The organism is Arthrobacter sp. B0316-1-20 (assembly GCF_059091865.1).
In genome coordinates this window covers 40356-54220 of record NZ_JBNHHC010000010.1, presented here as the reverse complement: position 1 = coordinate 54220, position 13865 = coordinate 40356, and the positions used below count along the sequence as shown (strand labels likewise).

Here is a 13865-nt window from a genome sequence, read left to right as displayed (position 1 = left end):
CCAGCGGTCAATCCGATCTCATCCGTGCCGGTTTCCGACAGAAGACCGCTTCGTTGCCCTCGTGCCCTTAAACATGTGAATGGAGACGACGGTTCGGGTGCGGGTTGCCTCACTTCGCATCCGTTAAAGAACTTGCTGGTGATTTGGTAGCGCTTGGTTCGAGGCTGGATGGAACAACCGCCCGTTGACTTTTTCGGAGGCGCCGGTGCGGTCCAGGTAGGGGGTGATGCCGCCCAGGTGCAGCGGCCAGCCGGCGCCGGCGATCATGCACAGGTCCACATCCTCGGGGGCGGCGACGACGCCTTCGTCCAGCAGGAGCCCGATCTCCTGTGCCAGCGCGTCCTGGACGCGTTCGAGCAGTTGTTCGGCGGTGGACGGGCAGTTGCCGAATTCCAGCCGGTCCAGTGTGGACTGCGGGATGTCCCGTCGGCCGTCGGGGTCGGTAACCCAGAGTGATGTGACGCCGTGGTCGATAAGCCTCTGCAGGTTGGCCGAGACCGGGAAACGGTCGCCGAAGGCGGCATGCAGGGATTCGGTGACATGTTGGGCGACCGGGAGGCCGATCATGGCCAGCAGGGTGAACGGGGTCATCGGCAGGCCCATGGGTCTGAGTGCGTTATCCGCGACCTCGGCCGGGGTGCCCTCGTCGAAAGCCCTGGTGGCTTCCGCCATCAGGCGCAGCAGCACGCGGTTGACCACGAAGGCGGCGGCATCGCGGACCAGTACGGTGGTCTTTTTCAGTGCCTTGCCGAGGATGAAGGCGGTGGCGAGGGCTTCGTCGCTGGTCTTGGGGGCGCGGACGATTTCCACCAAGGACATGGCGGCGACGGGGTTGAAAAAGTGGAATCCGATGAGGCGTTCGGGGTGCAGCAGGTCCGCGGCCATCTCCGTTACGGACAGGGATGAGGTGTTGGTGGCGAGGATGCACTTGTCGGAGACGACGGCTTCGACCTCGGCGAAAACCTGTTTCTTGACGGAGAGTTCTTCAAAGACGGCCTCGATGACGAAGTCCGCGTCAGCGAAGGCGTCCTTGGACACCGAGCCGGTGACCAAGGTCTTGATGTGGGCGGCTGCATCAGAAGAAATGCGGTTTTTGGCCAGCAGCTTGTCGACCTCAGCGTGGACGTAGGCCACGCCTTTGTCCACGCGAGTCCGGTCTATGTCGGTTAGCACCACGGGCACCTGCAACTGCCGGGCGAAGAGCAGCGCCAGCTGGCCGGCCATCAGCCCCGCGCCGACGACGCCGACCTTGGTGACCGCGCGGGCCAGCTTCGGGTCCGGGGCGTCCGACGGATTTTTGGACCGGCGCTGGAGCAGGTCGAGGAATGCGTAGACCGAATCTTTGAACTGTGGAGTCTGGATTAACTCGGTCAGAGCTTGGATTTCCAGCTCGGCGGAGTCGGCTTGGGTGAGGGACCTGGCGCGTTCAAGCAAGTCCAGCACCCGTGCCGGGGCCGGCGCGGCACCGGCGGTCTTTAATTCAATTAGGTCGCGGCCGGCCGCGATGGCCGCATCCCAGTCTGCGTTGGTGTATCCGGCCTTTCGGGCCCGCCGTTGATGGAGTTCTTGCGTCAGAGCGGTATCTGCGGTGATGATTCGGGCCGCCCAGGTCAGGGATTGCCCCAGGAAATCACCCGGTTCGAAAACGGCGTCGGCGATTCCGAGGTCGAAGGCGGCATCGCAGTCAAGGACCTTGTTGTTGCTCAGGGGATTCTCAATCATCACCTTGACCGCGTTGGCCGGGCCGATGAGTCGGGGCAGCCGGTACACCCCGCCCCAGCCCGGGACCAGGCCGAGGAACGCCTCGGGCAGCGAGACTGCATTAGTGTCGGCGGAGATGGTGCGGTAGCCGGCGGCCAGGGCGATTTCCAAGCCTCCGCCGATAGCTGCCCCGTTGATGAAGGCGAAGGTGGGCACGTCCATGGCAGCGAGGGTGTCGAAGACCTGATGTCCCAGCCGGGCCATCGTGCGGGCGTCGTCCGGCTCCTTTAGGGCTTTCATGGCGGTGAGGTCGGCGCCGGCCACGAAGCCGCGGTCCTGCCCGGTGATGCCAATGCCGGCCAGTTCACCGGCGGCCGTTCGCTCCCGGAGGTACTCAAGCATCGTGCCGAGTTCCTGCAATGCTCCAGGGCTGAAGACGGCAGGTTTGTGGTCCTGACCGCCGGTCAGTGTGATCAGCGCGAAGGTGCCCGCATCGGGCATCTGGATGTCCTGCAGCCGTGCATGGCGGGAGCCTCCGCCGGGCAACGCGCCGGCCCGCCCCGTGGTGGTCGCCGCGCTCATCGGGCGGCCTTCAGAATCAGGGCGTCGCCCTGGCCGCCGCCGCCGCAAAGGGCCGCCACCCCTGTCCCGCCGCCGCGGCGCTGCAGGGCCAGGGCCTGGTGCAGCACGAGCCGGGCGCCCGAGGCACCGACCGGGTGGCCGAGGGCGATAGCACCGCCGTCCGCGTTGATCCGGTCCGTCTCGAGGCCCAGGTCCCGGGCCGACTGGATGAGCACGGAGGCGAAGGCCTCGTTGATCTCGATCAGGTCCAGGTCATCGACGGTCAGGCCTTCGCGCTTGAGGGCCGCCTCAATGGCCCGGGAGGGCTGGGAGTGCAGTGAGCCGTCGGGACCGGCGGTCTGGCCATGGGCCCCGACCTCGGCGATCCATGCCAGTCCGGCTGCTTCGGCCGCGGCCCGGCTGGCAATGACGACGGCGGCGGCCCCGTCGGACAGTGGTGAGGACGAGCCGGCGGTGACGGTCGCGTTCTTGTCCGACGAAAAGGCGGGTTTGAGAACAGCCAGGGCCTCCGCCGTCGTTCCCGGGCGGATGCCCTCGTCGACATCCAGGGTCAGCGCGGGGCCCCTGCGCTGCGGGACCTTGACGGGTGCGATCTCGGCATCAAAGATGCCAGCGGCCTTGGCCGCTTCGGCGCGCTGATGGGAGCGGGCGGCGACCTCGTCCTGCTCCTGGCGGCTGATGCCGCGCACGGTGTTGCCGGCGTCCGTGGCGGTGCCCATTAGGTCCCTGCTGAACGGATCCTGCAGGCCGTCATGGTTCAGCGCGTCGAGCATGGGGGTGTCCCCGAGGGCGACGCCGGTGCGCAGCCCCCTGACCAGATGCGGGGCGTTGGTCATGGATTCCTGGCCGGCAGCCACCACGAAGTCGGCCTCGCCCGTGCGGATCATCCGGGCGGAATCGATCACGGCGGTCAGGCCCGAGAGGCAGAGTTTGTTCACAGTCACGGTGGGTACGTCCCAGCCGATGCCGGCGCCGAGGCTGGCCTGGCGGGCCGGGCCCTGGCCCGCGCCGGCCTGGATGACCTGACCGACAATCACGGCATCGATCTTTTCCGGGGTCACGCCGGTGCGTTCCAGCGCGGCACGGATGGCGTGGGCGCCGAGGTCGCTGGCGGACATCGGGGCCAGGCCGCCACGGAAGCGGCCGAACGGAGTGCGTGCCCCGCCGAGGATGACGGGTGTTCTACTCTCTGGATTCATGGGGAATGCCTTTCGGGGAACTCAGGAGACAAGCAGGAGAGGAGCGGCGGCTGCCACCGCCGCCGGCTGCACTCGTTCAGTTGAAGGCGAAGATGCGGTCATGGAGCGGCCCACGACGAGGCCTTGCATCCTTTCGGTGCTCACGTATGTGTGACTCGCCTTAAGGTCCGTGCAATGCCTGCGCATGCAGTAGCTCTATCGTCCGACCTTGCCGAACAGCGAGGCGATGGGGGCCAACACGAGCGGGCGGGCGGCGAGCCATCCTCCGACGATCACGAGCAACGAGGCGAAGAAGATCCAGAACCCGAGCCAGTTCACCGCATCCTGGGCGCCGTACATGTGGTTTAGATTGCGCAGCGCGCCGGTCGATAGAACGAGCGCGACATGCACGATGATGAACCCGACGAAGTAGAGCATAACGGGCAAGTGAATGGCTCTGGCCAACTCGATCGGATAAGCACTACTGAGCCGCTTCGCCTTCGCCGGCCACATCGCCGACATGCGGAACCCGGTTGCCGCCGCCAATGGCGCCGCGATGAAGATCGTGACGAAGTAGGCCAGCACCTGCAGGCTGTTGTAGTTGACCCAGCCGTTTTCGGTCGGCCAATCCAGCGAGACGTACTGCACTGCTGCGGAGAGCGCGTTCGGGAAGACATCCCATCTTGTCGGCACGACCCGCATCCAGTGCCCGGTAACAACTAACAGCACTACGAAGATCGCGCCGTTGACCAACCACAGAATGTCGAGCGACTGATGAAACCACAGGGTGATGCTGACCTTTTGGGGGTTCGTGCCCCGGTGCGGCGTCCAGAATGCCGGTGGACGGCGCTCTGTGCGCACCTGCCAACCCGACCGGATGACCAGCACCATCAAGAAGACGTTGAAGAAGTGCTGCCAGGCGAGCCATGCCGGCAGTCCGACGGGCGCCCCGTGCGGGAGCTCGCTTTCGCCCGGGTACTGGGCCAGGAAGCCCTGCACAGGTTCCAGCGTGACGAGCCATCGGGCGACGAGCACAAAGACCGCAAGCGCCATGAGCAGCGCGGCGGCCAGAACGCCTGCGCGTACGAGCCTGCCGCGGCGTGACGCCTCGGATGCAGGTGCACTGGGCGTCGTCGGCACGTTGCTGGCGACGATGGGCGGGGCAGGCACGGCGGCTGCCGCGCCATCCGGGCGGGGCAGTCCCTGCCTCCTACCGGCCGGTGCTGGAGTCGACGGAGCCCCGGTATTCGCCCCCGTAGTCGGGGCCGGGGACGGCGTAATCTGCTCTGCGGTCTTCGCCACCGCACCCGAACCGGAGCCGGCGGCTCTGGGAACGCGGGGAAGCCCCTCCCTCACCATCGAACTAACCTCGCTTCGCTTCGATCGCGGCAACCAACTGCGGCACCACGGTAAAAATGTCGCCAACGACGCCGAAGTCGGCAATCTCAAAGATGGGCGCATCGGGGTCCTTGTTGACCGCGATGATCGTCTTGGCCGTCTGCATTCCGGCGCGATGCTGAATTGCCCCGGAGATGCCGAGCGCGACGTAGAGCTGCGGGGCCACTGTCACACCGGTCTGGCCGACCTGGAACGACTGCGGCACATAGCCGGCATCGACGGCCGCCCGCGAGGCGCCGATGGCTCCCCCGAGGGCATCGGCCAGATCCTCGACGAGCGCGAAATTCTCGCCAGAGCCGACACCTCGGCCGCCTGATACCACGATATCGGCCCCGCGGAGCTCGGGGCGTGAGGACCCGACGGCGGTCTCCTGGTAGGAGGTAATGACGGCGTCGGGAACCCCGGACGCCGCAACCTCCAGCACCTGAACCGCGGCATTCTGTGCCGCTGCACGCACGCTGGACGAGCCCTGGCGCAGCGTGATCACGAGCGCCCCTGTGGTCGCCGCGGAGTCGACGGAATAGGCGCCGCCGTAGACCGAGTGGTGCGCGATCATACCCTCCTCGTCGCGGGAGATCGCGACGGCGTCGACTGCCAGCGCCGAGCCGGACCGTGCGGCAAACCGTGCTGCAGCATCCCGGCCCTGCACGGAGTTCGACACCAGAACCGCCTCAGGGCTCACCGCCACAGCGGCCGCTGCGAGCGCGTCCACCAGCGGCGACACTAGGGCTCTGGCGAATTGCGCCGACTCAGCGATCAACACATGGGGAGCGCCAAGTGCGGCGAGTTCAGCTCCGAGCTGGGCAGAGCTGCCAGGTGCTGCAACGGCGAGGGCGACGGCGTTGCCGACGGTCGATGCCGCGCCGATCACCTCCGCCGCGCTGGAACTGAGTTGACCCGACGGCGAGACTTCGACGAGCACGAGAACTGAGTTCGAGGGGTAGCCGGTCATGCTGAGCGTCCTTTGATGAGTTGGTTCCGGGCAAGGAAGTCTGCGATCTGCTGTCCGGCGTCGCCGTCGTCGGTGATTCGGGTACCTCCGGTGCGTGCCGGGCGCTGCGCGACCGCGATGACGATGGACCGAGCGGCCGCGTCGTCAAGAGTGATGCCCAGCTCAGCCAGGCTCATGGTCTCGAAGGGCTTCTTCTTGGCGGCCATAATGCCTTTGAAGTTCGAGAAGCGGGCGTCGGGCAGCGCTTCGGTGATCGAGATGACAGCCGGGAGGGCCGCACTTGCTTCAAAGCTGCCCGACTCGGTGTTGCATCGCCCGGCAACGGTGAGCTCGCTGAGCTCGACGGAGCACAGCGAGCTCAACCCCGCGACGCCCAGCAGTTCGGCGAGCATGGAGGGCAGAACCCCGCCGCCACCGTCGGTGGAAATGTTGCCGGCGACGACGAGGTCGAAGCCGATGTGGCGGACCGCCGCGGCGATGGTCTCGGCGGTCAGGGTCAAGTCGGCTCCGAGCAGGGCGGGGTCTTCGACGTGCACGGCGCGATCTGCGCCCATAGCCAGGCCCTTGCGCAAGCTGGCCGGGAGTGTCCCGGCCGGCCCGACAGCGAGCAGGACCACCTCGGTGTCGGGGTGGGAGTCACGGTAGCTCAGCGCAACCTCGAGCGCGCGCTCCGTGATCTCGTCGAGTACGGGCTCGCTCGCTGACCGGTTCAGAAGACCGGTCTCCAGATCCAGCGTGCGATCACCCCAGGTGTCCGGCACTTCTTTCATCAGTACGATGACTCTCATCATTTACCCTTTCTGATCGTCGACGCATCTCCGTCGAATCCGTCACGATCTCGGTCAAAGCGCGGCGGATGCTGCCACGGTTGTACCGAGGCGTTCGACCTCGGCTGAGTCTGGTTCAAAAGTCATGGTGTTACCCCGGCCCTGCACAATGAAGCGGTCCGGCTGGAACGGATGCTCCTTGTCGCGCATCTCGAGCGGCCCGGTGCGGCCGACAACCTCGGCGAGCATCCCGAAGTACGCGGCGTAGCTGAGGTTCCCGTCGCCCATGACGTATGCCCGGCCCGGCTCCCACGCGTTGGACGGTCATCGGAAAACCGCCAGACCTTCTGAGATCACTGTGCGTTCACCCACTGAGGCTTCGAAGCGGCCGCCTTCCCAGGTGCGCACCGCAAGCTCATCCCCGGGGAAGACGACGCCGGTGAAACGGCCGGCGAATTTGACGAGGTCGGCTGGGTGCGCGCCGGCGAGACGGGCCAGAGGAAGTGTTGTGGACGCCAGTGAGGCGAGCCCGTGCAGAATCGGGCGGTCTTGGCCTATGCGCTGTGCGGCCTGCGGGTCAATGTGGATGTGGTGCCGGTCTCCGAGCAGGCGGTATAGCGCCGCCTGATTGGGCATGGTCTGTATGCTGCCGCCGCCGCTGGGTTCCTGACCTGACGCTGCCGGTCGAGTTGGGCCGCGTTCGCCGCCGTAGCCGCCGAATCCGGGGGCGAAGATACCCCACGTCGCCTGGAAGTAGTCGCACTCGACGATGACGTTAAAAACAGCGGCGTTACCCTTGTCCCACACCTCGCCGACGCGCGCGTTGAGCAGGATCTCTCCCCTGCGGGGCAGGGGCTTGATGACAATCAACTCCTGCGTACCGTGAACTGCCCGATTGTCGAACGCGCCCTGCTGCGACAGCTTATCGGGGGCCCACTGAGCCAGTGTCAGGCCGAACGAGGGAAGAACACGCAGGCGGTCTTCGAAGACAAGGTCGAGCTCACTGGCGGGGGCTCCGATGGCGAGGGCATAAAGAATGGCATCGATCTCGGTGTATCCGACGGTGCGCTCACCGAGCGATTGTCCCGCCCAGGCATCTGCCCCGTTGCCGCTCATGCGCCGTATACCAGCTCAGGGATGGCGGATTCCGCGAGCAACTGCTCGATCGCCACACCGGCGGCCGCGGCATCCCAGCGCTCTCCCGCATCGCGGGCCGGCCCATGTTTCCAGCCTTCCTCGATACAGATACGGCCACCTTCGATCTCGATCACGCGGCCGGTCACGGCAGCCGAGGAGTCGCTGGCAAGCCAGGCGACGATGGGTGAGACATTGGCGGGATTCATCGCATCGAAGCCGCGCTCGGGAATCGCCATGGCTTCAGCGAATGCGCCCTCGGTCATGCGCGTGCGCGCCGACGGGGCGATGGCGTTCACCGTCACGCCGTAACGGGCGAGCTCGTGTGCAGCCACCAGGGTAAGCCCGGCGATCCCCGCCTTCGCGGCCGAGTAGCTTGACTGTCCTACGCTGCCCTGCAGACCCGCACCAGATGAGGTGTTGATCACTCGGGCATCTGGCATCCTGCCCGCCTTGGCCTCACTGCGCCAGTATTCGCTGGCGTGCCGCAGCGGCGAGAAGTGCCCCTTAAGGTGCACGCGGATCACCGCATCCCATTCCTCTTCCGAGGTGTTTACTAACATACGATCACGCACGAAGCCGGCGTTGTTTACCAGCACGTCCAGGCGTCCGAAGGTGTCGATCGCCTGCTTGATCAGCCCGGCCGCTTGCTCGAAGTCTGCGACGTCGGCGCCGTTGGCCACCGCCTCCCCTCCTGCTGCCCGGATCAGCTCTACGACCTCGTGCGCGGGGCCCGAGGCCTCGACTACGCCGGCCAGGGTCGTGCCCAGGTCGTTGACGACGACCTTCGCTCCCTGTCGTGCAAGCTCAAGAGCGTGCTCCCGTCCCAGCCCGCGGCCTGCCCCCGTCACTATGGCCACTCGCCCCTTGCAGATGCCCGTCATGTCGTCTTCACTCCTTGAGTTCGCTGCCGCGCCTGGCCGGTGTACTTTTTACCAAGCAATTGCTAGGGTAACAAGCCAACGCTCAAATACCAAGCAAGCGCTAGGTTAGGAACTCAAATGTCAATCACATCGAACATGCACCGTGACGGCGTGCGGGTAGTCACTATGGACTATCCGCCGGTTAATGCGCTTCCCGTCCAAGGCTGGTATGCGATCAGCGATGCCCTCAACGAAGCCGGGACAGATCCGGACACGCGCGTCGTCGTTCTGCGCGCGGAGGGTCGGGGCTTCAACGCGGGCGTCGATATCAAGGAGATGCAGGCCACGGCGGGCTTCAGCGCCATCCTCGGTGCCAACCGAGGCTGCTACCTCGCCTTCAAATCGATCTACGAGTGCGCCGTACCCGTGATCGCTGCGGTGAACGGCTTCTGCCTCGGCGGCGGCGTCGGTCTGGCCGGCAGCGCCGACACGATCATCGCCAGCGATAACGCCTACTTCGGCGTTCCCGAGGTCGACCGCGGCGCACTCGGCGCCGCGACCCACCTTTCCCGCCTCGTGCCGGCGCACTTGCTGCGAACGATGTACTACACAAGCCGATCGATCACGGCGCAGCGCCTGGCCGAACTGGGCAGCGTAGCCGAGGTCGTCGCCGCCGATCGGCTCGACGACGCGGCATTCGCCCTCGCGGCCGAGATCGCTGCGAAGGACACCCGGGTGGTGCGGGCCGCGAAGGAGGCCCTCAACGGCATCGATCCCATCGACGTCGTGAAGAGCTACCGTTTCGAGCAGGGCTTCACCTTCGAGCTCAACCTTGAGGGCGTCGCCGACGAACTGCGCGACGACTTCGTCGGCACCGGACCCTCGCTCGGCCAGTGACCAGCAAAGTCATTGATGCCGAGGGCGTCATCGGGCAGTTCACCGATGGGATGACCATCGGCATCGGCGGCTGGGGGTCCCGGCGCAAGCCAATGGCATTGGTGCGCGCGCTCGTGCGCTCGGGAGTGCGCGACCTCACCATTGTTAGCTTCGGCGGCCCGGATGTCGGCGTGCTCTGTGCGACCGGCCAGCTCCGGCGCGCAGTCTACGGATTCGTCACTCTCGACTCCACCGCGATCGAGCCGCACTTCGCCGCAGCCAGGCAGGCCGGCCGCGTCGAGGTCGTCGAGCTCGATGAATCCCTGCTCGTCTCCGGCCTCCGGGCGGCGGGGCGGCGTCTCCCGTTCGAGGTGACCCGCTCCGGCCTCGGCTCGGACGTACTGGCAAGCAACCCGCAGATCCGCACGATCCTCTCGCCCTATGATGACGCTGAGACGCTCGTTGCCATGCCCGCCATCCCCCTCGACGTCGCCCTTGTGCACCTCAACCGCGCCGATGAACTCGGCAACGCGCAAAGCCTGGGTCCTGATCCGTACTTCGACGATCTGTTTGCCCGCGCCGCAGAACGCACCATCGTCAGCGCGGAGTCCATCGTGCCAACGGCCGAGCTCACCCGGGACGCCCACCCCTCGACGCTGCTGCTGAACCGCACCATGGTCCACCACGTTGTCGAGTCGCCGGGCGGGGCGCACTTCACTCCCTGCCTGCCCGACTATGCACGGGACGAGTCGTTCCAGCGCGAGTACGTGCTGTCGGCGTCGTCGGCCGAAGCCTGGCAGCACTTCCGGAGCCGCCATATCGATGCCGACGACGCCAGCTACCGCACGAACCGGGCGGTGGGCGATGAGTGACGTCACCCGCGCTGAAGTTACAGTCACGGCGTGCAGCGATCTGTTCCGCGGGCAGCGCGAGATTCTGGCCAGCACGGCCGGTATTGTCCCAACCATCGGCGTTCGCCTCGCACTTCTCACCCACGCCCCCGACCTGATGATCAGCGATGGGGAGTCGACGATCCTCGGCGATGTGCCGGCAATCGACCAGCCGAGCGCCGTCACCGCCGGCTACCTGCCGTATCGGGAGCTGTTCGAGCTGATCGCGACGGGGCGCCGCCACGTCGTGATGGGTGCGGCCCAACTCGACCGCATGGGCAATCAGAACCTGTCCGCCATCGGTGAGCACCGGAGGCCGAAACGACAGCTCTTAGGCACTAGGGCCGCAGCCACCAATACCATCAATCACGCGACGAGCTACTGGATCGCACGGCACAGCCGCCGCACCCTCGTCGAGAAGGTGGACTTCGTGACCGGCGTCGGCACCGATCGCGCCCGGGCCGCTGGCGCTGGCGCCTCCCGCTTCCACCGGCTGCACCAGGTCGTGACCAACCTCGGTGTCTTCGACTTCAGCGGTCCGGGTTTCAGCATGGCGCTGGTATCGCTGCACCCCGGCGTCAGTCTCGACGAACTCATGGAGGCCACCGGCTTTTTCGTACACACGGCGGGCGCTATCAGCACAACCCGCCTCCCCGATGAGCGTGAACTTCAGCTCATCCGGGAGGTTCTCGACCCACTAAATCGCAGAGAACACGAGGTACCAGCATGAGCACCGCGAATCGCATCCGAACCCCTCTCACCGTGCTCACAGGGATCGAGCACCCGATCGTGCAGACGGGCATGGGGTGGGTCGCCGGGCCCCGCTTGGTCACAGCAACAGCTGAGGCAGGCGCGCTCGGCATCCTGGCGTCGGCGACGATGACCCTCTCCCAGCTCGAGCACGCCATCGTCGAGGTGAAGAACCGCACAGACAAGCCATTCGGCGTCAACCTGCGCGCCGACGCCGCCGATGCCATGGACAGGGCCAATCTGCTGGTCCAATACGGGGTGAAGGTCGCCTCGTTCGCCTTGGCCCCCAAGCGCGAGCTCATCGAGAAGCTCAAGGAAAACGGTTCGGTCGTCATCCCCTCTATCGGCTCTGTTCGCCACGCCGAGAAGGTGGCGGGCTGGGGGGCAGATGCCGTCATGATTCAGGGCGGAGAGGGAGGCGGCCACACCGGCGCCACGCCGACGACCCTGCTACTGCCGACAGTTGTCGATGCCGTGGATATCCCCGTCATCGCCGCCGGAGGATTCTTCGACGGCCGAGGCTTGGCCGCGGCGCTTGCCTACGGCGCCGTCGGTATCGGTATGGGCACCAGATTCCTTCTCACCAGCGACAGCGCGGTGCCCACGGAGATCAAACAGCGCTATCTCACTTTCGGGCTCGACGGCACGGTGGTCACCACGAAGGCCGACGGAATGCCCCATCGACTACTGCGTACTGAGTTCGTCAATGGGCTGGAATCCGGTGGGCGACTGCGCCAGCTGCTGCCGACGCTCCGCCGCTCAATGCAGTTCAAGGAGCTCTCCGGCCAGGCCTGGTGGGTGCTCGCCAGGGACGGCCTGTCGATGAAGCGCAGCACCGGCAGGAGCTGGAGCCAGATGATGCTAGCGGCCAACACTCCGATGCTGCTAAAGGCCGGGCTCGTCGACGGCGACACCAGGGCAGGCATGCTGGCCGCCGGCCAAGTCGTCGGCGTCATCGACGAGCTGCCCTCGTGCGAGGAACTCGTCGATCGCATCATTGATGAAGCCGTCGTGCGGCTGGCAGCGGCAGCCGGAACCGTCGTCGCCTAACAGTCGAGGCGCGTCGTCTGCAGCGACGAGGAGCAGTACCGGTGCACCGTGGTACCCGCGACGGTGTCGACCGCGGCTTGGATCATCTGCGTGGCGAGGTCGTCGGCCCGCATGTCTTTCAGCGAGCCCTTGTTCGCCCACCCGATCGGCGGTCGGACCGCGGAAACGATGACGGCTTCGGTCTTACTGCGCTCCTTCTGAAGTGAAGATGCCGGCGTTCGGCGTCGCCGCAGTGCTCGGGCGCGCCGAACGCAGATCGACGTGATATTGATGACGCTGCCGCGTACAAGGCGGGCGTCTCGGCGTTCACGAAGAGCCTCACGGTGGAGCTTGGCCGCTTCGGCCACCCGACCTGATGGGGCCCTGTCTACGCGGGCACCAACGAGATCTAGGCCAACATCGCCGCCGCGCATCCTGGGCCTGCCCCGGTGCGAGCGGAGGGGGCTGAGCGATGCGGTTCGCACTCACCGAGGAGCAGCGCTCGTTCACCGCGGCGCTCGAGGGCTATGGTCGAGCTGTTCCAGTACGAGAACGGCGAGGTCTCTCCGGCCCCATCGTGTGGCCAACGAGCTGATGGCGGGCCACCGCTGCGTCTATGTGCTCGCCCCCAACCGGGTGCCGGCCGAGCTGGTCGGGCCCCCGGCCTGAGCGCTCGCGACCCGCCCGGTGACCTCGTGCGCCGTGGCGAGCAGGCGGTCCAGCCAGCTGCGGACCTTGGCCCCGGAGACGCCGGGCGGCATGCCCCACAGGGCGAGCACCTCGATCACCCGTCCGTCGGGCGCGTGGACCGGGACCGCCAGGATCCGCACGTCGTACTCGTGGTCGTCCACCATGTCCTCCGGCTCGTAGTAGGGGACGAGCCGGTCGAGCAGCGGACGCGACCTGCGGGAGAGTCCGTTCGGTCCCGGCGCGGCGGTGAGGTCGGAGACCTCCTGCCACACCGCGTCGTGGTCCGGTGCGACCAGGCCGATCGACCACCCTCGGCTCCTTACTCGGGCGAGCAGCCGGCTGCACGCCTCGAGCGTGGCGCTCGGCAGCGCGTCGGCGGGATGCCTGGTCCACGACTCGATCGCCGTCCGGTCGTCCCGATCGGCGAGGAACAGCGCACCGTACGGCGGCACGAACGGCAGGCGGCGACCTACGTGCGCGAGATAAGAGCGGGCGGACAGGCCGGCTCCGGCAATGATGACCAGGTCCTCGTCGACGACCGCCTGTGCATTGCACTCGAGCCGTAGCTCCAGGGCGAGGCGCTCCATGGGCCCCCGTGACAGGTCGGCCACCCGCAACTGCTCGCGCAGGTCGGCCGCGTACGGCGCCACGAGTGCGTGGGGGTCGAAGCCGCCGTAGCCACCTTGGAAGAACAGCAGCGGCGAACCGGGCCCGTGGACGCCCATGTCGCGGACCCGGCCCAGGACGATGTCGTGGTCACCGGCGTCGATGGTTTCCACGACCTCGCAGTCGAGCCACGCCAAGGATCCCCCGAGGATAGGTGCGCCTCCCCGCGCCGGTCGCCAGTCGACGCCACGGAACTTGTCGTCGTTCTTCGAGGCAAACTGCCGGCACAGGTTCTCCTGGTCGACGGAGAGGATGTTCACGACGAACGAGGTCGACCCGCGCAGCCGTGCGTAGCTGCTCGAGGACTTCTGGGAAAGGTAGGCGATGAGCGGCGGATCGAGGGAGACGGAGGTGAACGACCCCAGCACCATCCCGGCCAGCTGCCCCTT

Annotated in this window: 14 protein-coding genes; 4 read left to right on the top strand and 10 right to left on the bottom strand. The window is 66.6% G+C overall.

Annotated features, from left to right (window positions below; all coding sequences use genetic code 11):
• Nucleotides 1–123 precede the first annotated feature (123 nt).
• The 8 genes from AC5RW2_RS17545 to AC5RW2_RS17510 all read right to left on the bottom strand — a co-directional run bounded on the left by AC5RW2_RS17545 (nt 124) and on the right by AC5RW2_RS17510 (nt 8596).
• Nucleotides 124–2283: a 3-hydroxyacyl-CoA dehydrogenase NAD-binding domain-containing protein gene (locus AC5RW2_RS17545; RefSeq protein ID WP_493962743.1), complete on the bottom strand. Its 2160-nt coding sequence runs from the start codon at nt 2281–2283 to the stop codon at nt 124–126.
• Nucleotides 2280–3482, bottom strand: coding sequence for an acetyl-CoA C-acetyltransferase (locus tag AC5RW2_RS17540; RefSeq protein ID WP_493962744.1), 1203 nt, complete (start codon nt 3480–3482; stop codon nt 2280–2282). The genes AC5RW2_RS17545 and AC5RW2_RS17540 overlap by 4 nt, the downstream gene beginning before the upstream one ends.
• 195 nt (nt 3483–3677) lie before the next feature.
• A complete protein-coding gene (locus AC5RW2_RS17535; RefSeq protein ID WP_493962745.1) occupies nt 3678–4631 on the bottom strand; it encodes a cytochrome b/b6 domain-containing protein in 954 nt (317 codons plus the stop codon).
• A 193-nt stretch (nt 4632–4824) separates the two neighbouring features.
• Complete coding sequence (locus tag AC5RW2_RS17530) at nt 4825–5811, bottom strand: electron transfer flavoprotein subunit alpha/FixB family protein (RefSeq protein WP_493962746.1); 987 nt, start codon at nt 5809–5811, stop codon at nt 4825–4827.
• Nucleotides 5808–6599, bottom strand: a complete 792-nt coding sequence (locus AC5RW2_RS17525; protein ID WP_493962813.1) for an electron transfer flavoprotein subunit beta/FixA family protein — start codon at nt 6597–6599, stop codon at nt 5808–5810. Before AC5RW2_RS17525 ends, AC5RW2_RS17530 begins: the two co-directional genes overlap by 4 nt.
• 54 nt (nt 6600–6653) lie before the next feature.
• Nucleotides 6654–6866, bottom strand: coding sequence for a hypothetical protein (locus AC5RW2_RS17520; RefSeq protein ID WP_493962747.1), 213 nt, complete (start codon nt 6864–6866; stop codon nt 6654–6656).
• 36 nt (nt 6867–6902) lie between these two features.
• Nucleotides 6903–7694, bottom strand: coding sequence for a MaoC/PaaZ C-terminal domain-containing protein (locus AC5RW2_RS17515; protein ID WP_493962748.1), 792 nt, complete (start codon nt 7692–7694; stop codon nt 6903–6905).
• Nucleotides 7691–8596 carry an SDR family oxidoreductase gene (locus tag AC5RW2_RS17510; RefSeq protein ID WP_493962749.1) on the bottom strand — a complete coding sequence of 302 codons (906 nt, stop codon included), beginning with the start codon at nt 8594–8596 and terminating at the stop codon, nt 7691–7693. The genes AC5RW2_RS17515 and AC5RW2_RS17510 overlap by 4 nt, the downstream gene beginning before the upstream one ends.
• Before the next feature lie 117 nt (nt 8597–8713).
• Here AC5RW2_RS17510 and AC5RW2_RS17505 point away from each other — a divergent pair, with 117 nt between their 5' ends.
• From AC5RW2_RS17505 to AC5RW2_RS17490, 4 genes are read left to right on the top strand one after another with little or no spacing between them, the layout of a single operon-like run.
• Nucleotides 8714–9472, top strand: coding sequence for an enoyl-CoA hydratase family protein (locus tag AC5RW2_RS17505; RefSeq protein ID WP_493962750.1), 759 nt, complete (start codon nt 8714–8716; stop codon nt 9470–9472).
• Nucleotides 9469–10323, top strand: coding sequence for a CoA transferase subunit A (locus AC5RW2_RS17500; protein WP_493962751.1), 855 nt, complete (start codon nt 9469–9471; stop codon nt 10321–10323). The genes AC5RW2_RS17505 and AC5RW2_RS17500 overlap by 4 nt, the downstream gene beginning before the upstream one ends.
• A complete protein-coding gene (locus AC5RW2_RS17495) occupies nt 10316–11071 on the top strand; it encodes a CoA-transferase subunit beta (RefSeq protein WP_493962752.1) in 756 nt (251 codons plus the stop codon). The genes AC5RW2_RS17500 and AC5RW2_RS17495 overlap by 8 nt, the downstream gene beginning before the upstream one ends.
• The gene (locus AC5RW2_RS17490) at nt 11068–12141 is read left to right on the top strand and encodes an NAD(P)H-dependent flavin oxidoreductase (RefSeq protein ID WP_493962753.1); all 1074 of its coding nucleotides are present in this window, start codon (nt 11068–11070) and stop codon (nt 12139–12141) included. The genes AC5RW2_RS17495 and AC5RW2_RS17490 overlap by 4 nt, the downstream gene beginning before the upstream one ends.
• Here AC5RW2_RS17490 and AC5RW2_RS17485 read toward each other — a convergent pair.
• The gene (locus AC5RW2_RS17485; RefSeq protein ID WP_493962754.1) at nt 12138–12488 is read right to left on the bottom strand and encodes a hypothetical protein; all 351 of its coding nucleotides are present in this window, start codon (nt 12486–12488) and stop codon (nt 12138–12140) included. The genes AC5RW2_RS17490 and AC5RW2_RS17485 overlap by 4 nt on opposite strands.
• A gap of 246 nt (nt 12489–12734) precedes the next feature.
• Complete coding sequence (locus AC5RW2_RS17480; RefSeq protein ID WP_493962814.1) at nt 12735–13856, bottom strand: flavin reductase; 1122 nt, start codon at nt 13854–13856, stop codon at nt 12735–12737.
• Between the last annotated feature and the right edge of the window lie 9 nt (nt 13857–13865).

Coding starts and splice junctions, on each gene's coding strand:
- AC5RW2_RS17525 (WP_493962813.1), bottom strand. CDS start 6,599: ATGAGAGTCATCGTACTGATGAAAGAAGTGCCGGACACCTGGGGTGAT.
- AC5RW2_RS17510 (WP_493962749.1), bottom strand. CDS start 8,596: ATGACGGGCATCTGCAAGGGGCGAGTGGCCATAGTGACGGGGGCAGGC.
- AC5RW2_RS17545 (WP_493962743.1), bottom strand. CDS start 2,283: ATGAGCGCGGCGACCACCACGGGGCGGGCCGGCGCGTTGCCCGGCGGA.
- AC5RW2_RS17520 (WP_493962747.1), bottom strand. CDS start 6,866: ATGGGCGACGGGAACCTCAGCTACGCCGCGTACTTCGGGATGCTCGCC.
- AC5RW2_RS17515 (WP_493962748.1), bottom strand. CDS start 7,694: ATGAGCGGCAACGGGGCAGATGCCTGGGCGGGACAATCGCTCGGTGAG.
- AC5RW2_RS17530 (WP_493962746.1), bottom strand. CDS start 5,811: ATGACCGGCTACCCCTCGAACTCAGTTCTCGTGCTCGTCGAAGTCTCG.
- AC5RW2_RS17490 (WP_493962753.1), top strand. CDS start 11,068: ATGAGCACCGCGAATCGCATCCGAACCCCTCTCACCGTGCTCACAGGG.
- AC5RW2_RS17495 (WP_493962752.1), top strand. CDS start 10,316: ATGAGTGACGTCACCCGCGCTGAAGTTACAGTCACGGCGTGCAGCGAT.
- AC5RW2_RS17505 (WP_493962750.1), top strand. CDS start 8,714: ATGTCAATCACATCGAACATGCACCGTGACGGCGTGCGGGTAGTCACT.
- AC5RW2_RS17540 (WP_493962744.1), bottom strand. CDS start 3,482: ATGAATCCAGAGAGTAGAACACCCGTCATCCTCGGCGGGGCACGCACT.